This is a genomic window from Rhizobium sp. LC145 (assembly GCF_001005825.1).
Lineage (GTDB): Bacteria > Pseudomonadota > Alphaproteobacteria > Rhizobiales > Rhizobiaceae > Neorhizobium.
In genome coordinates this window covers 20,473-41,661 of record NZ_LBHV01000019.1, presented here as the reverse complement: position 1 = coordinate 41,661, position 21,189 = coordinate 20,473, and the positions used below count along the sequence as shown (strand labels likewise).

The following is a 21,189-nucleotide window of genomic DNA, read 5'->3' as shown; positions in this document are numbered from 1 at the left end:
CACACCCCGGCCGTTTTAGCGGCTAAAAAAGTCATGGCTCCGCCCTCGGGCGGACCACTCCCATCATGACCTTGCCAAGCTCGTTCTGTTTCTCCTCGATCTTCGCCAGCAGGGCGAGGATCGTGGCATCACCGAACCGCGCCGTGCGCGGGTCATCGGTAAGCCAGAGTTTCAGCAGACCGCCCAAGCGGCCCAGGTCGCCGTTGATGCGGGCCAGCTCGCGGACGTGCTCATAGTCCACGACGCCCATGATCTTGTAACCCTGGCCGACTTCGCGCAGATAGCGGGCGACGCTCATGCCCGCACGCTCCGCGTTCTCTTCAATGGCTTGCGCCTCATCGGGGAACACCGGCACCCGTAAGTGCCGGCGTCGCTTGCGACGCTCTTCCGTCGCATCTGTTTCATCTCTCTTCATCGTCCGAACCTCGTTCGCGCCGGCGGTAGCCGGCCAGCCTCGCAGAGCAAGATGCCCGTTGAGCACCGCCAGGTGCGAATAAGGGGGAGTGAAGATAGATGACCGGCTCGCCGGTTAGCTAACTTCACCCATCTTGCCCGGCTTACGCCGTTGGATACACCAAGGAAAGTCTACACGAACCCTTTGGCAAAATCCTGTATATCGTGCGAAAAAGGATGGATATACCGAAAAAATCGCTATAATGGCCTCGAAGCAGGGTTATGCAGCGGAAAAGCGCTGCTTCCCTGCTGTTTTGTGGAATGTCTACCGACTGGAAACAGGCAAATGCAGGCAATTACCGAACTGAGGGGACAGGCGAGAGACGATGCCAAAGAGCTACACCGACGAGCTGGCCGAGTGGGTTGAATCCCGCTCGGCCAAGAAGCGCCGGCGTGATGAGGCTGCTGTTGCGTTCCTAGCGGTGAGGGCGGATGTCGAGGCGGCGTTAGCGTCCGGCTATGCGCTCGTAACCATTTGGGAGCACATGCGGGAAACGGGGAAGGTCAAGTTCTCCTACGAGACGTTCCGCTCGCACGCCAGGCGGCACATCAAGGCCAAGCCCGCCGATGTGCCCGCACCGCAGGCCAAGGCTGCGGAACCCGCGCCGGCACCCAAGCCGCCGGAGCCACGGCGGCCGAAGCAGGGGGGCAAGGCTGAAAAGCCGGCCCCCGCTGCGGCCCCGGCCGGCTTCACCTTCAACCCAACACCTGACAAAAAGGATCTACTGTAATGGCGAAAATTCACATGGTTTTGCAGGGCAAGGGCGGGGTCGGCAAGTCGGCCATCGCCGCGATCATTGCGCAGTACAAGATGGACAAAGGGCAGACGCCCTTGTGCATCGACACCGACCCGGTGAACGCGACGTTCGAGGGCTACAAAGCCCTGAACGTCCGCCGGCTGAACATCATGGACGGCGACGAAATCAACTCGCGCAACTTCGACACCCTGGTCGAGCTGATTGCGCCGACCAAAGATGACGTGGTGATCGACAACGGGGCCAGCTCGTTCGTGCCCCTGTCGCATTACCTCATCAGCAACCAGGTGCCGGCCCTGCTGCAAGAAATGGGGCATGAGCTGGTCATCCATACCGTCGTCACCGGCGGCCAGGCTCTCCTGGACACGGTGAGCGGCTTCGCCCAGCTCGCCAGCCAGTTCCCGGCCGAAGCGCTGTTCGTGGTCTGGCTGAACCCGTATTGGGGGCCTATCGAGCATGAGGGTAAGAGCTTCGAGCAAATGAAGGCGTACACGGCCAACAAGGCCCGCGTGTCGTCCATCATCCAGATTCCGGCCCTCAAGGAAGAAACCTACGGCCGCGATTTCAGCGACATGCTGCAAGAGCGGCTGACGTTCGACCAGGCGCTGGCCGATGAATCGCTCACGATCATGACGCGGCAACGCCTCAAGATCGTGCGGCGCGGCCTGTTTGAACAGCTCGACGCGGCGGCCGTGCTATGAGCGACCAGATTGAAGAGCTGATCCGGGAGATTGCGGCCAAGCACGGCATCGCCGTCGGCCGCGACGACCCGGTGCTGATCCTGCATACCATCAACGCCCGGCTCATGGCCGACAGCGCGGCCAAACAAGAGGAAATCCTTGCTGCGTTCAAGGAAGAGCTGGAAGGGATTGCCCATCGTTGGGGCGAGGACGCCAAGGCCAAAGCGGAGCGGATGCTGAACGCGGCCCTGGCGGCCAGCAAGGACGCAATGGCGAAGGTGATGAAGGACAGCGCCGCGCAGGCGGCCGAAGCGATCCGCAGGGAAATCGACGACGGCCTTGGCCGCCAGCTCGCGGCCAAGGTCGCGGACGCGCGGCGCGTGGCGATGATGAACATGATCGCCGGCGGCATGGTGTTGTTCGCGGCCGCCCTGGTGGTGTGGGCCTCGTTATGAACCGCATCGGCGCAGATGAAAAAGCCCGGCATTGCCGGGCTTTGTTTTTGCGTTAGCTGGGCTTGTTTGACAGGCCCAAGCTCTGACTGCGCCCGCGCTCGCGCTCCTGGGCCTGTTTCTTCTCCTGTTCCTGCATACGCATCAGGGCCTGGTGCCGTCGGGCGGCTTCACGCATCGAATCCCAGTCGCCGGCAAGCTCGGGATGCTCCGCGCGCATCTTGCGCGTCGCCAGTTCCTCGATCTTGGGCGCGTGAATGCCCATGCCTTCCTTGATTTCGCGCACCATGTCGAGCCGCGCGTGCAGGGTCTGCAAGCGGGCCTGCTGCTGGGCCTGCTGCTGCTGCCAGGCGGCCTTTGTACGCGGCAGGGACAACAAGCCGGGGGCATTGGACTGTAGCTGCTGCAAACGCGCCTGCTGACGGTCTACGAGCTGTTCTAGGCGGTCCTCGATGCGCTCCACCTGGTCATGCTTGGCCTGCACGTAGAGCGCAAGGGTCTGCTGGTAGGTCTGCTCGATGGGCGCGGATTCTAAGAGGGCCTGCTGTTCCGTCTCGGCCTCCTGGGCCGCCTGTAGCAAATCCTCGCCGCTGTTGCCGCTGGACTGCTTTACTGCCGGGGACTGCTGTTGCCCTGCTCGCGCCGGCGTCGCAGTTCGGCTTGTCCCCACTCGATTGACTGCTTCATTTCGAGCCGCAGCGATGCGATCTCGGATTGCGTCAACGGACGGGGCAGCGCGGAGGTGTCCGGCTTCTCCTTGGGTGAGTCGGTCGATGCCATAGCCAAAGGTTTCCTTCCAAAATGCGTCCATTGCTGGACCGTGTTTCTCGTTGATGCCCGAAAGCATCTTCGGCTTGACCGCCAGGTCAAGCGCACCTTCGTGGGCAGTCATGACGGATGCCGCCATGACCTTGCCGCCGTTGTTCTCGATGTAGCCGCGTAACGAGGCGATGGTGCCGCCCATTGTCAGCGTGTCATCGACAACGATGTACTTCTGGCCGGGGATCACCTTCCCCTCGAAAGTCGGGTTGAACGCCAGGCGATGATCTGCGCCGGCTCCGGTGCGGGCCACCTTCTCCCGCTGCACAATGTCTGTCTCGACCTCCAGGCCAAGGCGGTCGGCCAGAACAACCGCCATCATGGCCGGAATCTTGTTGTTCCCGGCCGCCTCGACGGCCAGGACTGGAACGATCCGGGGCTTTTCGTCGCCGATCAGCGTCTTGAGCTGGGCAACAGTGTCGTCCGAAATCAGACGCTCAACCAAATTGAGCGCCGCTTCTGCGTCGCCCTGCTTGGCGGCCTGATATTCAAGCTCGTTGGTCAAAGAACCAAGGTCGCCGTTGCGAACCACCTTCGGGAAGTCTCCCCACGGTGCGCGCTCGGCTCTGCTGTAGCTGCTCAAGACGCCTCCCTTTTTAGCGGCTAAAACTCTAGCGGGATCGCCCTCTGCTCAACTTGACACTTTCGGCGCTGACCTGGGCCTTGCCCTGGGCGTCATAGCTGATGCTCTTCGCACTCCCGATTTCAGGTACTTTATCGAAATCTGACCGGGCGTGCATTACAAAGTTTTTCCCCACCTGCTGGTAGATAGTGCCGCTATCTGCATGGACGATGGTGCCGTCATGGCGCTGCGACTTGTCCGCCTTTTGGGCCGTATAGATGTTGTAAATGCCGGGTTTCAGTGTCCCGGCTTTATCTACCTTCTGGTTCGTCCATGCGCCTTGGTTCTCGGTCTGGACAATTCTTTGCCCATTCATGACCAGTAGGCGGTGTTTCATTGGTGACTCCTGACGGTTGCCTCTGGTGTTAAACGTGGCTTGCGCGCTTGCCGGCTAAAAAAAAGCCGACCTCGGCAGTTCGAGGCCGGCCTTCCCTAGTGCCGGGCGCGTCAAGGTTGTTCCATCTATTTTAGTGAACTGTGTTCGATTTATCAGTTACTTTTCCCCCTGTTTGTGTTTCCTGCCACTCGTTCCGCGCCTAGCCGACCCCTCAACATAGCGGCCTCTTCCTGAGCCGTTCTTGCCTCTTGCCGTGCTTCGTCACGTTCGGCCTGCACCTTCGTAAAGCGCTCGGCCTGCCTGACCGCTTCTTGAGCGGCCAATCTCTTTTGCTCCTGGTGCGCTTCGGCCTCGGCCTGCGCCTTCGCCTTCACCGCCGCCAACTCGGTGCGCAACTCTTCCGCTTCGCGCCGGGTTGCGTCGCGCTCACTGCGGAGCGCCTGCGCTTCCTGGTTGGCCGCGTCCAGAGCCTTGCGGCTCTCTTCCCTGAATGCGCGTGCGTCCTGGTGAGCGTAATCCAGTTCGGCGCGCAGCTCCTGCGCTCGCCGCTCCACCTCATCGGCGCGCTGCGTCGCCAATGCGGCCCGCTGCTCGACTCCTGCCAGCGCGTCGCGGGCTTCGGCCAGGTCCTTCGCCTGGCGTGCGACCAGCTCGGCCGCCTCGGCGGCCTGCTGCTCTAGCAATGTAACGCGCGCCTGCGCTTCTTCCAGATCGCGGGCCTGCGCCTCGTAGGCGTCGGCCAGCTCACGACGGACGACTTCCAACTCGTTGCGCTCACGATCCCAGCCGGCTTGCGCCGCCTGCAACGACTCATTGGCAAGCGCCTGGGCGGCTTGCCAGAGGGCGGCCACGGCCTGATTGCCGGCCTGCTGCACCGCGTCAGGCACCTGGACGGCCAACGGGGCGGCCTGCGCCGTGCGCTGGCGTCGCCATTCGCGCATACCGGCGCTGGCGTCGTTCATGTTGACGCGAGCAGCCCTGCGCACTGCATCCACGGTCGGGAAGCTCTCCCGGTCGCCTTGCTCGAACAGCTCGTCCGCAGCCGCAAAGATGCGGTCGCGCGTCTCTTTGTTCAGTTCCATGATTGGCTCCGGTAATGGGTAAGAATAATAATACTCTTATCCATATTATCAGCGCAAGAGTTTAGCTGAACAAATCCCCACTTAACGGCTGGATTTTTAGCGGCTGAAGGGGGAGGCCAAAAAAAGCCCCGCAACGGCGGGGCAAGGGGGCGGCGGGGAGGGGGGGAGCGGCCGGGCGGCTTTTCGCGCTCGCCCGCAGCGGACCTTAGCTGCTTCACCAGCTCTACATCCTCTGGCGTCCAGGCATCGGAATGCGGGTCGAACAGATAGGCGCAGTCCTTCGGCGGCCTGTTCTCGCAAAAGGCACGTAGCCGCTCAATCTGAGACTCGCCGACGATGGACGCCGGCGAAGGCATGGAACCGGGTACCGCCTCCTTGGCGTCCCGCTTCGGACAATCCATGCGGAAAACGCGGCCGGGTCGATCCTGGTTGTAGATGGGCGTCGGCACACCGCCTGCCGCGTAACATTCATTGATCGCGGCCACTATCTCCGGCCCACTCATCGTCTTTTCGCCGCAGGCCGCCAAGGCGAGACAGCCAGCAATCGCCAATGCAAGGCCCTTCATGCTTGGGGACCTCGCTTACGCGGATGAAGCACCACAAAGCGCGCACGCGCATCGTCCTCGGCTCTTTCGGCCCGCGTCGCGGTCAGGAACTTGTCGCGTGCCAGGTCCTCCCTGGTGGGCACCAACGGCATGAACGCGGCCTGCTCGATGTAGGTCCACTCCATGACCGCATCAAAGTCGAAACCGTATTCCTTCACCCTCTCTTGCAAGTCGCGGTACGCCGCTTCATTGAGCGGGCTGTAACGGGCCAGCGCATCGTAGATGGCGGCCCTCCATGACCGCCCCTTGAGATTGATCCATCCGCCGGTGATGACGCCGGCGACGCAAGCCACCGGCACAATCAGGCCGACGCCAGGGGCGGGGGATGGCAGCAGCCTAGCGACCAGGAACCCGGCCGCTGCGATGCCGATGCCGGTCAACCAGCCCTTATACGCATCCGGGCCGGAAACGCCCTGTCGCATCCCTTGGAGGTAGCGCCGGATCGTCCGCAGTTCCTTGAGCCGGCTCTGTTGTTCATTGGTCATGGCCGGCCCTCACCAGTTGTTCGTATCGGTGTCGGACGAACCGAAATCGCAAGAGCTGCCGGTATCGGTCCAGCCGCTGTCCGGGTCGCTGCTGCCGAAGCTCGGCGCGGGGTCCGCGAACGCCGCAGACGGCGTATCCGGCCGCAGCGCGTCGCCCAGCATGGCCCCGGTCAGCGAGCCGCCGGCCAGGTAGCCCAGCATGGTGCTGTTGGTCGCCCCAGCCACCAGGGCCGACGTGACGAAATCGCCGTCGTTCCCCTTGGATTGTTCGCTGCTCGGCGGGGCAGTTCGCCGCGCCGGCGGCGTAGTGGATAGCTCGGGTTGGCTGGCCTGCGACGGCTGGCGAAAGGTGCGCAGCTCGTTATCGGCCGGCTCCGGCGTCGGTGCCGCCGCCTTGCGCTGCGGTCGGTTTTCCTTCTTCGGCTCGCGCAGCTTGAATAGCATGATCGCGGAAACCAGCAGCAGCGCCGCGCCTACGCCTCCCGCGATGTAGAACAGCATCGGATTCATTCTTCGGTCCTCCTTGTAGCGGAACCGTTGTCTGTGCGGCGCGGGGTGGCCCGCGCCGCTGTCTTTGGGGGTCAGCCCTCGATGAGCGCGACCAGCTTCACGTCGGCAAGGTTCGCCTCGAACTCCTGGCCGTCGTCCTCGTACTTCAACCAGGCATAGCCTTCCGCCGGCGGCCGACGGTTGAGGATCAGGCGGGCAGGGCGCTCGTCGTGCTCGACCTGGACGATGGCCTTTTTCAGCTTGTCCGGGTCCGGCTCCTTCGTGCCCTTCTCCTTGGCGTCCTTACCGTCCTGGTCGTCGTCCTCGCCGTCGCCGGCCTCCGCGTCCCGCTCGGCATCGGTCTGACCGTTGAAGGCATCGACGGTGTTGGGATCGCGGCCCTTCTCGTCCAGGAACTCGCGCAGCAGCTTGACCGTGCCGCGCGTGATTTCCTGGGTGTCGTCGTCAAGCCACGCCTCGACTTCCTCCGGGCGCTTCTTGAAGGCCGTCACCAGCTCGTTCACCACGGTCACGTCGCGGACGCGCCCGGTGTTGAACGCATCGGCGATCTTCTCCGGCAGGTCCAGCAACGTGACGTGCTGGGTGATGAATGCCGGCGACTTGCCGATTTCCTTGGCGATATCGCCTTTCTTCTTGCCCTTGGCCAGCTCGCGGCCGATGAAGTCGGCAATCTCGCGCGCAGTCAGCTCGTTGCGTTGCAGGTTCTCGATAACCTGGTCGGCCTCGTTGTAGTCGTTGTCGATGAACGCCGGGATTGACTTCTTGCCGGCCCACTTCGACCCACGGTAGCGGCGTGCGCCGTGGTTGATGATGTAGCGGCCCGGCTGTTCCTGGTTCTCGCGCACCGAAATGGGCGACTTCACCCCGCGCTCTTTGATCGTGGCACCGATTTCCGCGATGCTCTCCGGGGAAAAACCGGGGTTGTCGGCCGTCCGCGGCTGATGCGGATCTTCGTCGATCAGGTCCAGGTCCAGCTCGATAGGGCCGGAACCGGCCTGAGACGCCGCAGGAGCGTCCAGGAGGCTCGACAGGTCGCCGATGCTATCCAACCCCAGGCCGGACGGCTGCGCCGCGCCTGCGGCTTCCTGAGCGGCCGCAGCGGTGTTTTTCTTGGTGGTCTTGGCTTGAGCCGCAGTCATTGGGAAATCTCCATCTTCGTGAACACGTAATCAGCCAGGGCGCGAACCTCTTTCGATGCCTTGCGCGCGGCCGTTTTCTTGATCTTCCAGACCGGCACACCGGACGCGAGGGCATCGGCGATGCTGCTGCGCAGGCCGACAGTGGCCGGAATCATCATCTTGGGGTACGCGGCCAGCAGCTCGGCTTGGTGGCGCACGTGGCGCGGGTTCCGCGCATCGACCTTGCTGGGCACCATGCCAAGGAATTGCAGCTTGGCGTTCTTCTGGCGCACGTTCGCAATGGTCGTGACCATCTTCTTGATGCCCTGGATGCTGTACGCCTCAAGCTCGATGGGGGACAGCACGTAGTCGGCCGCAAAGAGCGCGGCCGCCAGGCCAACGCCAAGGGTCGGGGCCGTGTCGATCAGGCACACGTCGAAACCCTGCTTCGCCAGGGCCTTGATGTTGGCCCCGAACAGCTCGCGGGCATCGTCCAGCGACAGCCGTTCGGCGTTCGCCAGCACCGGGTCGGACTCGATCAGCGCGAGGCGCGCGGCCTGGCCGTCGCCGGCTGCGGGTGCGGTTTCGGTCCAGCCGCCGGCAGGGACAGCGCCGAACAGCTTGCTTGCATGCAGGCCGGTAGCGAAATCCTTGAGCGTGTAGGACGCATTGCCCTGGGGGTCCAGGTCGATCACGGCAACCCGCAAGCCGCGCTCGAAAAAGTCGAAGGCAAGATGCACAAGGGTCGAAGTCTTGCCGACGCCGCCTTTCTGGTTGGCCGTGACCAAAGTTTTCATCGTTTGGTGTCCTGTTTTTTCTTGGCGTCCGCTTCCCACTTCCGGACGATGTACGCCTGATGCTCCGGCAGAACCGCCGTTACCCGCGCGTATCCCTCGGGCAAGTTCTTGTCCTCGAACGCCGTCCACACGCGATGCACCGCTTGCGACACTGCGCCCCTGGTCAATCCCAGCGACGTTGCGAACGTCGCTTGCGGCTTCCCATCGACTAAGACGCCCCGCGCTATCTCGATGGTCTGCTGCCCCACTTCCAGCCCCTGGATTGCCTCCTGGAACTGGCTTTCGGTAAGCCGTTTCTTCATGGATAACACCCATATTTTGCTCCGCGCCTTGGTTGAACATTAGCGGTGACAGCCGCCAGAACATGAAAGAAGTTTAGCTAAACAATTCCCCCACGTCAATACCTTTAGCCGCTAAAATTCGCCCTCGGCGTAACAGAACGAAAGCCCGGAAATCCGGGCTTTTCGTCTTTCGCGCTTACCGCTCGGCCCCCGGCTCCATCACCAACAGGTCGCGGACGCGCTTCACTCGTTTGCGGATCGATACCGCCAGCCCGACAAAGCCGGTCGCCGTCGCCGCCAGGACCGCGCCGATGATTCCGACCACCCCAGCCATCGTCCACCAGGTTGCGGCCTTGCGGCTCCATTCCTGCTCGTATTGCTTCGCAATGCTGGACCTCGGCTCACCATAGGCGGACCGCTCGATGGCGTATGCCGCCTCTCCCCTTGGCGTAAAACCCAGCGCCGCAGGCGGCATTGCCATGCTGCCGGCCGCTTTCCCGACCACGACGCGCGCACCAGGCTTGCGGTCCAGACCTTCGGCGACCGCGATTTGTGCAAGAACATAGTCGGCGGCCGACGCGGCCCCAAAGGGCGCCTCGTTGATTAGTGTCTGGACCCGCTCATAGTTCTTCGCCTCAACTGCTGCCATGAATCGCGCACGCGGCGAAGGGTCCGCCTGCTTGGCGTCGTCGCGGCCGAACATGCCGTTCACCAGGTTCGAGGCCATGAGGATCACCCCTACACCGGCCGCCATCATGCAGATGGATCGAACGAATCCGCTGAGTTCCCCCCCGAACACGAGCGCGGCACCCGCAACCACCACGCCAAGAACGGCCATTGCGAAAAGCGCCGGTCCTGTCATGAAGTCCATCAGCGAGCCGGCGACCGACGTGAAGGGCAGGGACTGCAAGCCGCCGCCCTCACTGCCTGCCATCTGGTCGCTGAGTGTCGATACCAGCACCTGCGGCACGTCAATACTTCCGGGCGTCGCGCTTGGGCTGATTGCCCATCCCGTTACCGCCCCGATCCCCGCAATGGCGAGGGCCACCAGGGCCGCGATGAGGAAGCGGGTGCCCCGCTTCTTCATCTTCGCGCCTCGGGCCTCAAGACCGCCTACCTGGGCAAAAACGTCGGTGTTTGTGGCATTCATACGGACTCCTGTTGGGCCAGCTCGCGCACGGGCTGGCGGGTCAGCTTGGCTTGAAGGTCGCCACGCATAGCGGCGATCTGCTTTTCGGCATCCTTGCGCTTCTGCACGCCTTCCTGCTGGATGCGAATAACGTCCTCGACGGTCTTGATGAGCGTCGTTTGAACCTGCTTGAGCGTGTCCACGTCGATCACCAGGCGTTGGTTTTCCTTGGCCGTCTCGACGGACGTGCGATGCAGCAGGGCCGCATTGCGCTTCATCAGGTCGTTGGTGGTGTCGTCGATGGCCGTCGCCAGTTCGACGGCGTTCTTCTGCTCGTTGAGGCTCAAAGCGAGCATAAATTGACGCTTCCACGCCGGCACGGTGATTTCGCGGATCGTGTGGAATTTATCGACCAGCATCTGGTTGTTGGCCTGGATCATGCGAATGGTCGGCAGGCTCTGCATGGCCGAATGTTGCAAGGCGATCAGGTCGCCGATGCGCTTGTCCAGGTTGGCGACCATCGCATCGAGGTCGGCCAGTTCCTGCACGCGGCCAGGGTCGTTCCCGACGTTGCCGCGCAGGCCCTCGGCCTGCTCGCGCAGCTCGGCAAGGCGAACCTTGCCGGCCGCGATGTGGACGCCAAGGAGGCGGTGTTCCTCGCGCACGGCCGCGAACATTTCATCGAGCGAGGCGTTGCGCTGCGCGATACCTTGCTGGGTGGTCTGCACTTCGCTGACCAGGTGCTCGATCTGCTCGCGGGTCGTATCGAAGCGCGCCATGAACGCAGTCGAACGGACGCGGAAGCGGTCAATCAGCGGGCCAATCAAGGGCAGGCGAGAACGGTTGTCCGACAGCGGGCCGACGTTCAACGAACGGGCCTTGGCGACAACCTGGGTCAGCTTCTCGCCGGCTTCGTCCAGGTCGCTGTTGCGCACCTGGTCCAGCAAACTATCGGCGTAGCGAGACGTGTGCTCGGCCACGTCGCGGCCGAACTCGGCCACGGTCTGCGGACTGCCGACCTCGATCCGCTGCGCGACCGCATGGATTTCCGGCACGTCGCTTTCCTGCAATCCCAGCTCGCGCAGGGTTGCCGGGGTCATATCGAAGGCGACGATAGGGGCCTTGGCTTCTTGCGTCGTTTTCAGTGCGTTCATAGGGTTCTCCGCCGTGTTATTGGTTGATGCCTTCCAGGCTCTGCGAAAGGCTCCGCATGAGCGCCTGGTGAGCTTTGGCCGCCTCGGCGACCATTGCCGGATTCATGTTCTTGGTGGTGATGAGCGCGAGGGTATGCTGACGCCAGACGGGCACCAGGACGGATGCCGTTTCGGAAAAGCGGTCCAGCATGTCCACGGCCTGCGCCCGCGTGAGCTTCATCTGCGTGACGCTCATTTCATGGGACGCCATGAGGGTCGCCAGGTTGGCGAGCTTGCGGGCGAAGCGTTCGCGCGGCTTGTCGAACTCGATCACGCCGGCCTTGGCCGCGCCGGCTTCCGGGTTCTCGTCCAGGAACTCACGGCCGGCCTGAATGTAGGCCCTGAGCCGGGCTACCTCGGCCTCATGGGTATTGAGCATGTCATCCAAGGCGCGCAACGTGTCCCGCACGCGCTGCGCTACGCCCTCGGCTTCGTCCAGCAATTGGTCAAGCGTCTTGCGGGCGACCTGATACCTCACCTGGCGTTCAACCTCGCGCCCAAGCAACTTCTCGAACCAGGTAGGCTTTTCCGCGATCTTGCGGGGGTCCGCGTCGGCGAGCTTCGCCACGATCTGGCCGATCTTGTCGGCCAGCGCGGAAACCGCGCCATGCTCCATCAGGTTCGACAGTTCGTTGAGCGATTCCGCCCCGTCGATGCCAGCCCCGTATTCGCCAATCGTCGCCGGCGACGCGAAGAGGGCGGGCAAAACCTCCCTCTTCAATTGCGCTGCGTTCACGCTTTGTTCTTCCATTCGATACACCCTCGCGGTGGGTTAATTGAATCTCGATGGAAGAAGTTTAGCTAAACTTTTGCGCCGCTGTCAACTCCTTTAGCGGCTAAATTTTTCAGGATAGCCCTGGCGCATCGCGGCCATTGCCCGCGCCATGTCGGCCTGCCCATGCAGCAGCCAGAATTCGTCCACGAACAGCAACTGCGCCCGGCCCAGCCCGTGAAAAATGCGCTTCATCAGCCGGGTCATCTGGTGTTTCTGCCAGCCATAGGGATAGGTCACACGCCGTCCGGCAACTGGTGCCAATTCCAGGCCGGGGCCACGCATGATCCGTTCTACCTCCGCTTTCAAGGCTTCGCCTCGATAGCGGTAGCGCCGCAGGGTTTTTCGCAGGCGCGAACGGGGGAACCGGGCGTCATCGTGCAATGGCAGGCTTTCAAGGTCTGCGAGGCTCTGTGTGGTTTGAAAGGTATGCATCATTCCTGGCGTCCTCGCACTGCGGCCAGTCGCGCGGCGTCGGTCTTGGTTAGAAAAAAGGTCATCAGCGGCCCGACCGTCTTGCTGGACCCATCGGCAAAGCAAACATCCATCGAACTGCCTTGCGCGTGGGGGTCTACGCCCTCGACCAGTTTCCACGGGTCCATACCCCAGCCCTCGGCCTCCGGATTGAACCAGTACGCCGGCGCGTCGCCGTTTAGGTCACTGTCGGCGTAGTCCTTCACCAGCACGGCCACACGGCCGGTCATCGGGCACACGTAGCCCGGCTGCTTAGGCTCCTGTCTTGCCATTGCTCAAAGCTCCTTGAAGGGACGCCCTACAGCCCCTTGGGCTTGTAGAGCGACACGAAATAGGTGAGGGCGGTCAGCACCGCGAAATGCGCCAGGAACGTCCAACCGGCATGAACGCCAGGGGTGTTCCAGTGGTACAGCATCCGCAGGAACTGAAAGAAAACGTCGATGGAAATGATCCACTTCGCCACCGGCCACACCAGGACAGTAACGACCCATACAAAGCGGACCAGGGCCTGGACACCCTTGGCAACGTTGAATCGGGGAGGGGCCTTGCTCGGGGCCTCAACGCGCGGGGCAGGGGCCTTAGCCTCCACATCCACGCCTGGGAACTTGATAATCTTCGACATTGCTTGACCCTCCACGACGATGCGTGTTCAATTCGTCCAGCGCTCGCGCGCCTAGACCGTGATGTGACAGCATCGAGGTCAAGCGCCCCGGAGAAATCCGGGGCGTCATCCCTATGCCCCGTCCAACTCGGGAACCGGCTTTTCCCTGGTGCTCAACCTGGCCGGCTCGACCCACTTGGTGACTTGCTGCCACTCGTTACCACTGCGAACGGCTACCCGAATCTGCACACGTTTAGCCGCGATCTTCGTCACTATGCCAGCAACACAAACGGAATACCCGTACCCGCCGCGCGGAGTGTGCTGCCAGTTCACCCTATCTCCTACCTGCATCATCATCCCCTGGCGTCAGTAACCGGCCCGGAATTTCGCCAAGTCGATTTCGTGGAAGGTCCAGCGCTGTTTCGTCCGTTCCTCCAACGCCGACGACTCCCGCAGAACCTCGATGCGCAGGCGTTCGACCTGGTGCATCAGCTCGTCAGCGCGGCGCTGCTTCTCGGCAATCGCATTCCGCTGCGCGACCAGCTCCTGGTCTACGTTCGGCAACTCGTCGATCCACGGCATGAACTTTTCGGTCATCGGACTGGCCTCCGGTAATTGACCTGGGAATCTACCCGGCCTCAAAACAAGAATAGGGCATAATGCCCTATCTTGTCAAGCGATTTTAGCTAAACTGCCGGGGATATTCAGCAAGGCGTCACGCTTGGAAACACCTTTCCCCTGGCGTTCAATCAGCTTGTCCCGGCCGCCGCACACTGCCGTAGCGCGGCCTGCAAGGTGCCTTCCTCGATCCGCTGTCGTTCCTCCGGCGTAATGCAGTCGCCGCAGATGCCGCCCAGCTCTTGGCGCAAGGCATCCGCCCCGATCAGACTGCGGCTGAGGGTCGAAATGGATTTGCCGCAGCGGCGGCAGTTGGTGGTGACAATCTCGATCTTGCGGTTGGGCATGGCCCCATCTCCTTGATTGAGGCCCGACCGTAGCCGGGCCTCGGTCTGTTACCAGCCTGCGCGAGCCTTCGCGCGTTCGACTTCCTCGGTGGACCAGCGGCCCTTTGCGTCGCCTTCCAGCATGCAGCTTTGCAGGTACGCCTTGTGCCGCAGTTCTTCGGCCTGGCGGGTGAGGTCTGCCGCCTGTTCCATCAGCGCCGCGATCTGGTCACGTCGGGCCAGAAAATCCGTAGCGCTCGCACCGGGCAGCTCGTCGAGCCAAGCCATGATCTTGCTTTTCATCGGGGTTGATCCTCCGGTTGTTGACCAGGGCGAAGTGCCCGGCCTTCGGTAGTTATATTAGGGCATTATGCCCTATCAAGTCAAGGAATTTTAGCTAAACAAATGTGCGAGCACGCACGAAAAACCCGGCTCGCGGGCCGGGCTGCTGGCAGCATATCGCAACATCGGGGCATGGCGGTTTTAGCCGCTAAAACCCTTTCCCTTGGCGTAAAGTCCTCCGGGCGTCAGCCCTGGCCTTTCCAGATCGGCCCAAGACCCGCCAAATCGCAAAGGATTGCCCAGGCGGCATAGGGAATAGGCGAATCCTCGCCAACCCAGCGCCGCACTGTGCGGTCCCCCTTAGCCCCCAGGCCCAAGGTGCGCGCGGCCTGGCCGCCTGTGAGGCCGGCCAGGTGCAAAACCTCCCGGATTTCTGCGCCGGTCGGCTGCACCCAGCGTTCCGCCGGGCGCAGGCACTCAAGCCGGATATTCACGTCGCTCATGCTGCTTTTCTCCTAATCGTTTCAAATGGCGGCCCGCAGTTGGTCGTAGCCGTAGCACGACTCGATGCAACGCGGGTCATATTCACAAACCTTTCTGCCGTTGCGATTGATGCGATACCTCGCCGGCTTATCGTCGTGCGCCCACACCTGCCGCGTTTCGGGGCTGATTTTCGTAATGATGACGTGCTTTCCGACTTCCTTGGCAAAAACCGGGTGATGCACGCTCACAATCTCGCAGCGCAGGCCAGGGAAAAACGTCGCCGGCCACGCCGGCGCGTCCTCGTCCTCGTCCTTGGCCGGCTCTGGCTCCGGCTTGGCCGGTGTAGCCGGCTCCCTGCGCTGGCTGGCCGGCTCCTGAGCTTTCGCACGCGCGGCCGCGAGCTTCGCCTTGGCACCGGCCGCCCATTTGCGGGCGATGAATGCCTGGTGCGCCGGCAGCACCGCATCAACCCAGGCGAAGCCCGCCGGCAGTTCGTCCGGCTCCCTCCAGTCCTCGGCGACGGCCCGCACACGGCGCGGCGGTGGCGTGATACCCGCGATCCACGCCGGCAATGGCTCGTCGGCAAGGCGGTCCTGGTAGCGAGGTTCCAGATACCGGCGATGCGAGCGCAACAGGGCGCGCAAAACCCCGTCCGCTACCTGGTCCACGGTCATGCCTCCGCGCGCATGGTCGAAATGGGACCGATAGCCCGTTTCGGAAATAAAAGGGCCGTCCAGGTCCACGGCGTGGAACTGGAAATGCACGGTGGTTAGGCCGCCGTAGCCGCTTTCGACCTCCACCCATACGCGCATCCCGTCCACCGAAGCCAGGAAGTCGCCCTCCTGGCCCCACATGGGAACAACGCCGGGCACGGCGCGGCAATGACGTTCTATGACCCTCTCGGCCGCATCCTCGTCGGCGGCGCAGCCGAAGAACGTCCCGCCGTTGAGCTTCCACACTGCCGCCGCGTAACGCTCGCCGGCCACGTCGGCCACCAGGTCGGCCCGATTGAGCACCGCCTCATGCACCGCCGCTACCGCATCCGCTGCAACGGCCAGCAGACCGTCGCGGTCATCGGGCAGGGTGGCCGCGAGGGCAGCGATCCGCGCGTCCTTGTCCTCGGCCTGCGGCTTGCTTTTGCGCGCCTTCGTCCGACGGCGAGCCGCCGGGGTGGTTGCCTCGGCCGGCGTCGGGTTGGCTACCAGGTAGGCCGCGATGCAATCCGGTTTCCGGCCGTCATCGCAGAACTTCAAGCCGTCCAGGACGCAGCAGGTCGGCAACGGGTACTGCATCCAGTATTCGGGTTCCGGGAACGGATGCAGCAGCTCGCCGCAGTGGTGGCATCGCTCTGTCTCGCGGTCCTGCACCGAACCGCTGAACAAGCGGCCGGCAACGATGGCATCGTTGCGGCGCTTGATGGTGTCGTCTTGCATGCTTGCCTCCAACGGCCCCCAGCCTTTCGGCCGGGGGCCTGCCCCTTAGTCGATAGCCCGGTAGATCGCCGCCGCCTCGGCGTGCTCGCTCGCAAACGCTGCCAGGTGGTGGTAGCGGTCGATCAGAGCGTCAGCGTCGGCCGTGCCGGCCAGCTCCGCGCAAAGCTGGTTCAATGCGAAGAGCGTGGCGACGATGCCGGCGGCGTCGGCCGACAGCTCGCCCGCGAAGCCGTTGCCATCGACCTCGATACGCAAGCGGCCGTCATGCTCCGGGGCCATGTAGAAGCCGCCGTTCGAGAGGGTGTAGAAGTGCCAGAAACCGCCGTGGTAGGCAGTGCAAAGGCGGCCCATCCAGCCGAATACCAGGGCCTCGCCGCGCAGCATGCGCAGCATCGAGGGGCCGAAGTACGTCGGCAGAAACCGCAGGCGATCCGCCTCGGCGACGCGGGTGGCAACGATAGGGGAGGGGATTTGAACATCAGTCATCGGACTTTCTCCGGTAGTTGACCTGGGCGGAATGCCCGGCCTCAAGACCAATATTAGGGCATAATGCCCTAGCCTGTCAAGCAAATTTAGCTAAACAATGCTGTCAGTCGTACCCGATTCTGCGGTAACTGCTCGGTCCTGGTCCCGACCGGGCTTTGCCAGGCGGGCGGATGGAACGCCAAGGGGGAGCGCGGCCGTTGAATGGTGATCGCCATCACGTTTCATTGACACTTGAGGGGCGTTTAGAGCGAGCCGGGAAGGCCGACCCCCTCCTTGGAGTAAAAACCCTTGCGGCGTTGCAGCCGGCACGGATCTTCCGATCGGGCGCGGTGGTGGCCGCGCCTGTGACCTAAAAAGGGGGAGTCCAGAGGGGCGCAGCCCCTTTGGGCATAGCGCAGCGTAATCGGAGACGTAATTGAGCATTTCCAGGCGCTTGCGCCTGGTCAGCGGAAGAGTCAGCGCCGCAGGCGCTGCCATTTTTGGGGTGAGGCCGCTTGCGGCCGAGGGGCGCAGCCCCTGGGGGGATGGGAGGCCCGCGTTAGCGGGCCGGGAGGGTTCGAGAAGGGGGGGCACCCCCCTTCGGCGTGCGCGGTTACGCGCACCGGGCGCAGCCCTGGTTAAAAACAAGGTTTATAAATATTGGTTTAAAAGCAGGTTAAAAGACAGGTTAGGGGTGGCCGAAAAACGGGCGGAAACCCTTGCAAATGCTGGATTTTCTGCCTGTGGACAGCCCCTCAAGTGTCAATAGGTCCGCCCCTCATCTGTCAGCACTCTGCCCCTCAAGTGTCAAGGATCGCGCCCCTCATCTGTCAGTAGTCGCGCCCCTCAAGTGTCAATACCGCAGGGCACTTATCCCCAGGCTTGTCCACATCATCTGTGGAAAACTCGCGTAAAATCAGGCGTTTTCGCCGATTTGCGAGGCTGGCCAGCTCCACGCCGGCGGCCGAAATCGAGCCTGCCCCTCATCTGTCAACGTTGCGCCGGGTGAGTCGGCCCCTCAAGTGTCAACGTCCGCCCCTCATCTGTCAGCGAGGGCCGAGTTTTCCGCGAGGTATCCACAACGCCGGCGGCCGCGGTGCCTCGCACACGACTCCAACGGCGTTTCTGCCGCGTTTGCAGGGCCATAGGCGGCCGCCAGCCCAGCGGCAAGGGCAACCGGCCCGGTGAGCGTCGGAAAGGCGCTGGAAGCCCCGTAGCGAAGCGGAGAGGGGCGAGACAAGCCAAGGGCGCAGGCTCGATGCGCAGCACGACATAGCCGGTTCTCGCCAGGGCGAGAATTCCCCGGTGCTGCCCCTCAAGTGTCAACGAAAGTTTCCATCCATGACCGGACGTTACGATACCGCCCGCCATGACTGTCTGCTGGGCACCATGACCGACCAGGCGCTGGCCGACCTGGTTGGCATTAGCAAAGCCGCGATCACAAAGCGTCGGAACGCCAAGGGGGTGCCTTCCTACACCGCGCAGACAGTGCCGGCGTCGCGCGCGTTCGACGAGCTGCTGGGCACACTGCCGGATCGAGCCGTAGCGCACCTGGCCGGGCTTGCTGCGGCCACTGTGGCGCAGCGCAGGGCGAAGCTCGGCATTGCGTCGTACTGGCAGGGGGAAGGGAAGGCCGCCAGGCGTGCCGACCGTGCCGCGCGGCCGAAGCTGCGGCCGGGCCGTGGCGCGATCCCCTGGGCGCGCTACGACCGTTTCCTGGGCACGATGTACGACCAGGACCTGGCTGCGGTGCTGCATATCGCCCCGCGCACGATCCTCAACCGCCGCAAGGCGCTCGGCCTGCCGTCCTATCGGGACTTGGTGCCGGCATTGCAGCAGCTCGGGGAGCTGATGGGCCAGGTGCCCGACGACGTGCTTGCGGAGCGCTCTGGCCTGCCGGTCGAAGCGATACGGCGTCACCGGCTCGCAATGGGCTACGGTATCAACCGCCGGCGTCGCGGCCGGTACGACCCGGAACGTCATGACGTAATCCTCGGGATGATCGCCGATGCGGAGCTGGCCGCGCGCATTGGCGTGTCGGCGCAGTCGATAGCGCAGCGCCGGCGCGAGCTGGCCGTGCCGGCGGCCGCGCAATGAAAAAGCCCGGCTCGGGCCGGGCTTTCTGTCGATCCTTGCGGCGGTCATCGCTTGCAATGCACCAGGTCCTCGTTGACCCAGGCGTGTTCCACCAGGCCGCTGCCTCGCAGCTCTTCGCAGGCTTCGCCAACCTGCTCCCGCCACTTCTTGACGCGGGTGGAATCCGATCCGCACATGAGGCGGAAGGTTTCCAGCTTGAGCGGGTACGGCTCGCGGTGCGAGCTGAAATAGTCGAACATCCGCCGGGCCGTCGGCGACAGCTTGCGGTACTTCTCCCATATGAATTTCGTGTAGTGGTCGCCGGCAAACAGCACGACGATTTCCTCGTCGATCAGGACCTGGCAACGGGACGTTTTCTTGCCACGGTCCAGGACGCGGAAGCGGTGCAGCAGCGATACCGATTCCAGGTGCCCAACGCGGTCGGACGTGAAGCCCATCGCCGTCGCCTGTAGGCGCGACAGGCATTCCTCGGCCTTCGTGTAGTACCGGCCGTTGATCGACCAGCCCAGGTCCTGGCAAAGCTCGTAGAACGTGAAGGTAATCGGCTCGCCGATAGGGGTGCGCTTCGCGTACTCCAACACCTGCTGCCACACCAGTTCGTCATCGTCGGCGCGCAGCTCGACGCCGGTGTAGGTGATTTTCACGTCCTTGTTGACGTGGAAAATGACCTTGTTTTGCAGCGCCTCGCGCGGGATTTTCTTGTTGCGCGTGGTGAACAGGGCAGAGCGGGCCGTGTCGTTCGGCATCGCTCGCATCGTGTCCGGCCACGGCGCAATGTCGAACAAGGAAAGCTGCATTTCCTTGATCTGCTGCTTCGTGTGTTTCAGCAACGCGGCCTGCTTGGCCTCGCTGACCTGTTTTGCCAGGTCCTCGCCGGCGGTTTTTCGCTTCTTGGTCGTCATAGTTCCTCGCGTGTCGATGGTCATCGACTTCGCCAAACCTGCCGCCTCCTGTTCGAGACGACGCGAACGCTCCACGGCGGCCGATGGCGCGGGCAGGGCAGGGGGAGTCAGTTGCACGCTGTCGCGCTCGATCTTGGCCGTAGCTTGCTGGACCATCGAGCCGACGGACTGGAAGGTTTCGCGGGGCGCACGCATGACGGTGCGGCTTGCGATGGTTTCGGCATCCTCGGCGGAAAACCCCGCGTCGATCAGTTCTTGCCTGTATGCCTTCCGGTCAAACGTCCGATTCATTCACCCTCCTTGCGGGATTGCCCCGACTCACGCCGGGGCAACGTGCCCTTATTCCTGATTTGACCCGCCTGGTGCCTTGGTGTCCAGATAATCCACCTTATCGGCAATGAAGTCGGTCCCGTAGACCGTCTGGCCGTCCTTCTCGTACTTGGTATTCCGAATCTTGCCCTGCACGAATACCAGCGACCCCTTGCCCAAATACTTGCCGTGGGCCTCGGCCTGGGAGCCAAAACACTTGATGCGGAAGAAGTCGGTGCGCTCCTGCTTGTCGCCGGCATCATTGCGCCATTCTTCATTAACCGCTATATCGAAAATTGCTTGCGGCTTGTTAGAATTGCCATGACGTACCTCGGTGTCACGGGTAAGATTACCGATAAACTGGAACTGATTATGGCTCATATCGAAAGTCTCCTTGAGGAAGGAGCCTCTAGTTTAGCTAAACATCGGTTCCACTGTCAAGAACTTTAGCGGCTAAAATTTTGCGAGCCGCGACCAAAGGTGCGAGGGGCGGCTTCCGCTGTGTACAACCAGATATTTTTCACCAACATTCTTCGTCTGCTCGATGAGCGCGGCATGACGAAACATGAGCTGTCGGAGAGGGCAGGGGTTTCAATTTCGTTTCTATCAGACTTAACAAACGGTAAGGCCAATCCCTCATTGAAGGTGATGGAGGCCATTGCCGACGCCCTGGAAACTCCCCTGCCTCTTCTCCTGGAGTCAACCGACCTTGACCGCGAGGCACTCGCGGAGATTGCTGGTCATCCCTTTAAGAGCAGCGTGCCGCCCGGATATGAGCGCATCAGTGTGGTTTTGCCGTCACACAAGGCGTTTATCGTAAAGAAGTGGGGCGACGACACCCGAAAAAAGCTGCGCGGAAAGCTCTAACGCCAAGGGTTAGGGCTTGCACTTCCTTCTTTAGCCGCTAAAACGGCCCCTTCTCTGCGGGCCATCGGCTCGCGCATCATATCGTCATCCTCAACGGAAGCCGTGCCGCGAATGGCACCGGGCGGGTGCGCCTTGACATTTGTTTTCTACAGAACCCCTACGCGATACGGGTTCGATTAGCTGTTTGTCTTGCAGGCTAAACACTTTCGGTATATCGTTTGCCTGTGCGATAATGTAGCTAA

The 21,189-nt window shown here is 62.7% G+C and carries 29 protein-coding genes; 5 read left to right on the top strand and 24 right to left on the bottom strand.

The features are described from left to right. Positions 1–31 precede the first annotated feature (31 nt). Positions 32–415: a conjugal transfer transcriptional regulator TraJ gene (gene traJ / locus YH62_RS28015; protein WP_046797612.1), complete on the bottom strand. Its 384-nt coding sequence runs from the start codon at positions 413–415 to the stop codon at positions 32–34. A gap of 364 nt (positions 416–779) precedes the next feature. Between traJ and YH62_RS28010 the strand changes: the two genes are divergently transcribed. Genes YH62_RS28010 through YH62_RS28000 form a run of 3 tightly spaced genes read left to right on the top strand, consistent with a single transcriptional unit; the run spans position 780 to position 2,343 of the window. After that, positions 780–1,184: a TraK family protein gene (locus YH62_RS28010; RefSeq protein ID WP_046797611.1), complete on the top strand. Its 405-nt coding sequence runs from the start codon at positions 780–782 to the stop codon at positions 1,182–1,184. Then, positions 1,184–1,909 (top strand): conjugal transfer protein TraL, encoded by a 726-nt coding sequence (locus YH62_RS28005; RefSeq protein ID WP_046797610.1) that lies wholly within the window; start codon positions 1,184–1,186, stop codon positions 1,907–1,909. Before YH62_RS28010 ends, YH62_RS28005 begins: the two co-directional genes overlap by 1 nt. Beyond that, positions 1,906–2,343, top strand: a complete 438-nt coding sequence (locus YH62_RS28000; RefSeq protein WP_011205822.1) for a conjugal transfer protein TraM — start codon at positions 1,906–1,908, stop codon at positions 2,341–2,343. Before YH62_RS28005 ends, YH62_RS28000 begins: the two co-directional genes overlap by 4 nt. A 52-nt stretch (positions 2,344–2,395) precedes the next feature. Here YH62_RS28000 and YH62_RS30955 read toward each other — a convergent pair whose 3' ends face one another. The 21 genes from YH62_RS30955 to YH62_RS27890 all read right to left on the bottom strand — a co-directional run bounded on the left by YH62_RS30955 (position 2,396) and on the right by YH62_RS27890 (position 16,793). Next, a complete protein-coding gene (locus tag YH62_RS30955) occupies positions 2,396–3,742 on the bottom strand; it encodes a phosphoribosyltransferase (protein WP_046797609.1) in 1,347 nt (448 codons plus the stop codon). A 28-nt stretch (positions 3,743–3,770) separates the two neighbouring features. Further along, entirely contained in the window at positions 3,771–4,118 is a 348-nt protein-coding gene (kfrB, locus tag YH62_RS27990) for an IncP plasmid survival protein KfrB (protein WP_046797608.1), read from the bottom strand. Positions 4,119–4,270: 152 nt separating this feature from the next. After that, positions 4,271–5,200: a DNA-binding protein gene (locus YH62_RS27985; protein WP_046797607.1), complete on the bottom strand. Its 930-nt coding sequence runs from the start codon at positions 5,198–5,200 to the stop codon at positions 4,271–4,273. Next, positions 5,191–5,766: a hypothetical protein gene (locus YH62_RS27980; protein WP_046797606.1), complete on the bottom strand. Its 576-nt coding sequence runs from the start codon at positions 5,764–5,766 to the stop codon at positions 5,191–5,193. Before YH62_RS27980 ends, YH62_RS27985 begins: the two co-directional genes overlap by 10 nt. Next, positions 5,763–6,290: a hypothetical protein gene (locus YH62_RS27975; protein WP_046797605.1), complete on the bottom strand. Its 528-nt coding sequence runs from the start codon at positions 6,288–6,290 to the stop codon at positions 5,763–5,765. The genes YH62_RS27980 and YH62_RS27975 overlap by 4 nt, the downstream gene beginning before the upstream one ends. Before the next feature lie 9 nt (positions 6,291–6,299). Next, positions 6,300–6,800 (bottom strand): hypothetical protein, encoded by a 501-nt coding sequence (locus tag YH62_RS27970; protein ID WP_046797604.1) that lies wholly within the window; start codon positions 6,798–6,800, stop codon positions 6,300–6,302. A 71-nt stretch (positions 6,801–6,871) separates the two neighbouring features. Continuing rightward, a complete protein-coding gene (locus tag YH62_RS27965; RefSeq protein WP_245282232.1) occupies positions 6,872–7,939 on the bottom strand; it encodes a ParB/RepB/Spo0J family partition protein in 1,068 nt (355 codons plus the stop codon). Further along, positions 7,936–8,715, bottom strand: a complete 780-nt coding sequence (locus YH62_RS27960) for a ParA family protein (RefSeq protein WP_046797603.1) — start codon at positions 8,713–8,715, stop codon at positions 7,936–7,938. Before YH62_RS27960 ends, YH62_RS27965 begins: the two co-directional genes overlap by 4 nt. Next, positions 8,712–9,017 carry a transcriptional regulator KorA gene (locus YH62_RS27955; protein ID WP_046797602.1) on the bottom strand — a complete coding sequence of 102 codons (306 nt, stop codon included), beginning with the start codon at positions 9,015–9,017 and terminating at the stop codon, positions 8,712–8,714. The genes YH62_RS27960 and YH62_RS27955 overlap by 4 nt, the downstream gene beginning before the upstream one ends. 175 nt (positions 9,018–9,192) lie before the next feature. Next, positions 9,193–10,146, bottom strand: coding sequence for a TrbC/VirB2 family protein (locus tag YH62_RS29245; protein ID WP_052760552.1), 954 nt, complete (start codon positions 10,144–10,146; stop codon positions 9,193–9,195). After that, positions 10,143–11,279 carry a tellurium resistance system protein klaB gene (gene klaB, locus YH62_RS27945; protein ID WP_082118560.1) on the bottom strand — a complete coding sequence of 379 codons (1,137 nt, stop codon included), beginning with the start codon at positions 11,277–11,279 and terminating at the stop codon, positions 10,143–10,145. The genes YH62_RS29245 and klaB overlap by 4 nt, the downstream gene beginning before the upstream one ends. Before the next feature lie 16 nt (positions 11,280–11,295). Then, complete coding sequence (locus YH62_RS27940; protein WP_046797601.1) at positions 11,296–12,069, bottom strand: toxic anion resistance protein; 774 nt, start codon at positions 12,067–12,069, stop codon at positions 11,296–11,298. 78 nt (positions 12,070–12,147) lie between these two features. Next, positions 12,148–12,528, bottom strand: coding sequence for a hypothetical protein (locus YH62_RS27935; RefSeq protein ID WP_046797600.1), 381 nt, complete (start codon positions 12,526–12,528; stop codon positions 12,148–12,150). Continuing rightward, complete coding sequence (locus tag YH62_RS27930; protein ID WP_046797599.1) at positions 12,525–12,836, bottom strand: DUF2761 domain-containing protein; 312 nt, start codon at positions 12,834–12,836, stop codon at positions 12,525–12,527. The genes YH62_RS27935 and YH62_RS27930 overlap by 4 nt, the downstream gene beginning before the upstream one ends. 26 nt (positions 12,837–12,862) lie before the next feature. Then, a complete protein-coding gene (kleE, locus tag YH62_RS27925; protein WP_046797598.1) occupies positions 12,863–13,186 on the bottom strand; it encodes a KleE stable inheritance protein in 324 nt (107 codons plus the stop codon). Between the two features lie 345 nt (positions 13,187–13,531). Then, on the bottom strand, positions 13,532–13,762 hold the full coding sequence (gene kleA / locus YH62_RS27915; protein WP_046797596.1) for a stable inheritance protein KleA: 231 nt from the start codon (positions 13,760–13,762) through the stop codon (positions 13,532–13,534). Between the two features lie 152 nt (positions 13,763–13,914). Further along, entirely contained in the window at positions 13,915–14,130 is a 216-nt protein-coding gene (locus YH62_RS27910; RefSeq protein WP_046797595.1) for a DUF2688 domain-containing protein, read from the bottom strand. A 48-nt stretch (positions 14,131–14,178) separates the two neighbouring features. Next, complete coding sequence (gene kleA, locus YH62_RS27905; protein ID WP_046797594.1) at positions 14,179–14,412, bottom strand: stable inheritance protein KleA; 234 nt, start codon at positions 14,410–14,412, stop codon at positions 14,179–14,181. Between the two features lie 224 nt (positions 14,413–14,636). Further along, a complete protein-coding gene (gene korC / locus YH62_RS27900; RefSeq protein ID WP_046797593.1) occupies positions 14,637–14,894 on the bottom strand; it encodes a transcriptional repressor KorC in 258 nt (85 codons plus the stop codon). Between the two features lie 21 nt (positions 14,895–14,915). Further along, complete coding sequence (locus tag YH62_RS27895; protein ID WP_082118559.1) at positions 14,916–16,307, bottom strand: klcB; 1,392 nt, start codon at positions 16,305–16,307, stop codon at positions 14,916–14,918. A gap of 45 nt (positions 16,308–16,352) precedes the next feature. Continuing rightward, positions 16,353–16,793 (bottom strand): antirestriction protein, encoded by a 441-nt coding sequence (locus YH62_RS27890; protein ID WP_046797592.1) that lies wholly within the window; start codon positions 16,791–16,793, stop codon positions 16,353–16,355. Between the two features lie 1,320 nt (positions 16,794–18,113). On the opposite strand from YH62_RS27890, the gene YH62_RS27885 reads away from it, so the two are divergent. Continuing rightward, positions 18,114–18,869, top strand: coding sequence for a hypothetical protein (locus tag YH62_RS27885; RefSeq protein WP_046797591.1), 756 nt, complete (start codon positions 18,114–18,116; stop codon positions 18,867–18,869). 44 nt (positions 18,870–18,913) lie between these two features. Here YH62_RS27885 and trfA read toward each other — a convergent pair whose 3' ends face one another. Both trfA and YH62_RS27875 read right to left on the bottom strand, forming a co-directional pair. Beyond that, entirely contained in the window at positions 18,914–20,062 is a 1,149-nt protein-coding gene (trfA, locus tag YH62_RS27880; protein WP_046797590.1) for a plasmid replication initiator TrfA, read from the bottom strand. 48 nt (positions 20,063–20,110) lie between these two features. Further along, positions 20,111–20,461, bottom strand: coding sequence for a single-stranded DNA-binding protein (locus YH62_RS27875; protein WP_011205782.1), 351 nt, complete (start codon positions 20,459–20,461; stop codon positions 20,111–20,113). Between the two features lie 120 nt (positions 20,462–20,581). Here YH62_RS27875 and YH62_RS27870 point away from each other — a divergent pair, with 120 nt between their 5' ends. Beyond that, entirely contained in the window at positions 20,582–20,947 is a 366-nt protein-coding gene (locus tag YH62_RS27870; protein ID WP_046797589.1) for a transcriptional regulator, read from the top strand. Positions 20,948–21,189: the final 242 nt, after the last annotated feature.

Coding starts and splice junctions, on each gene's coding strand:
- traJ (WP_046797612.1), bottom strand. CDS start 415: ATGAAGAGAGATGAAACAGATGCGACGGAAGAGCGTCGCAAGCGACGC.
- YH62_RS28010 (WP_046797611.1), top strand. CDS start 780: ATGCCAAAGAGCTACACCGACGAGCTGGCCGAGTGGGTTGAATCCCGC.
- YH62_RS28005 (WP_046797610.1), top strand. CDS start 1,184: ATGGCGAAAATTCACATGGTTTTGCAGGGCAAGGGCGGGGTCGGCAAG.
- YH62_RS28000 (WP_011205822.1), top strand. CDS start 1,906: ATGAGCGACCAGATTGAAGAGCTGATCCGGGAGATTGCGGCCAAGCAC.
- kfrB (WP_046797608.1), bottom strand. CDS start 4,118: ATGAAACACCGCCTACTGGTCATGAATGGGCAAAGAATTGTCCAGACC.
- YH62_RS27985 (WP_046797607.1), bottom strand. CDS start 5,200: ATGGAACTGAACAAAGAGACGCGCGACCGCATCTTTGCGGCTGCGGAC.
- YH62_RS27980 (WP_046797606.1), bottom strand. CDS start 5,766: ATGAAGGGCCTTGCATTGGCGATTGCTGGCTGTCTCGCCTTGGCGGCC.
- YH62_RS27975 (WP_046797605.1), bottom strand. CDS start 6,290: ATGACCAATGAACAACAGAGCCGGCTCAAGGAACTGCGGACGATCCGG.
- YH62_RS27970 (WP_046797604.1), bottom strand. CDS start 6,800: ATGAATCCGATGCTGTTCTACATCGCGGGAGGCGTAGGCGCGGCGCTG.
- YH62_RS27965 (WP_245282232.1), bottom strand. CDS start 7,939: ATGACTGCGGCTCAAGCCAAGACCACCAAGAAAAACACCGCTGCGGCC.
- YH62_RS27960 (WP_046797603.1), bottom strand. CDS start 8,715: ATGAAAACTTTGGTCACGGCCAACCAGAAAGGCGGCGTCGGCAAGACT.
- YH62_RS27955 (WP_046797602.1), bottom strand. CDS start 9,017: ATGAAGAAACGGCTTACCGAAAGCCAGTTCCAGGAGGCAATCCAGGGG.
- YH62_RS29245 (WP_052760552.1), bottom strand. CDS start 10,146: ATGAATGCCACAAACACCGACGTTTTTGCCCAGGTAGGCGGTCTTGAG.
- klaB (WP_082118560.1), bottom strand. CDS start 11,279: ATGAACGCACTGAAAACGACGCAAGAAGCCAAGGCCCCTATCGTCGCC.
- YH62_RS27940 (WP_046797601.1), bottom strand. CDS start 12,069: ATGGAAGAACAAAGCGTGAACGCAGCGCAATTGAAGAGGGAGGTTTTG.
- YH62_RS27935 (WP_046797600.1), bottom strand. CDS start 12,528: ATGATGCATACCTTTCAAACCACACAGAGCCTCGCAGACCTTGAAAGC.
- YH62_RS27930 (WP_046797599.1), bottom strand. CDS start 12,836: ATGGCAAGACAGGAGCCTAAGCAGCCGGGCTACGTGTGCCCGATGACC.
- kleE (WP_046797598.1), bottom strand. CDS start 13,186: ATGTCGAAGATTATCAAGTTCCCAGGCGTGGATGTGGAGGCTAAGGCC.
- kleA (WP_046797596.1), bottom strand. CDS start 13,762: ATGACCGAAAAGTTCATGCCGTGGATCGACGAGTTGCCGAACGTAGAC.
- YH62_RS27910 (WP_046797595.1), bottom strand. CDS start 14,130: ATGCCCAACCGCAAGATCGAGATTGTCACCACCAACTGCCGCCGCTGC.
- kleA (WP_046797594.1), bottom strand. CDS start 14,412: ATGAAAAGCAAGATCATGGCTTGGCTCGACGAGCTGCCCGGTGCGAGC.
- korC (WP_046797593.1), bottom strand. CDS start 14,894: ATGAGCGACGTGAATATCCGGCTTGAGTGCCTGCGCCCGGCGGAACGC.
- YH62_RS27895 (WP_082118559.1), bottom strand. CDS start 16,307: ATGCAAGACGACACCATCAAGCGCCGCAACGATGCCATCGTTGCCGGC.
- YH62_RS27890 (WP_046797592.1), bottom strand. CDS start 16,793: ATGACTGATGTTCAAATCCCCTCCCCTATCGTTGCCACCCGCGTCGCC.
- YH62_RS27885 (WP_046797591.1), top strand. CDS start 18,114: ATGACCGGACGTTACGATACCGCCCGCCATGACTGTCTGCTGGGCACC.
- trfA (WP_046797590.1), bottom strand. CDS start 20,062: ATGAATCGGACGTTTGACCGGAAGGCATACAGGCAAGAACTGATCGAC.
- YH62_RS27875 (WP_011205782.1), bottom strand. CDS start 20,461: ATGAGCCATAATCAGTTCCAGTTTATCGGTAATCTTACCCGTGACACC.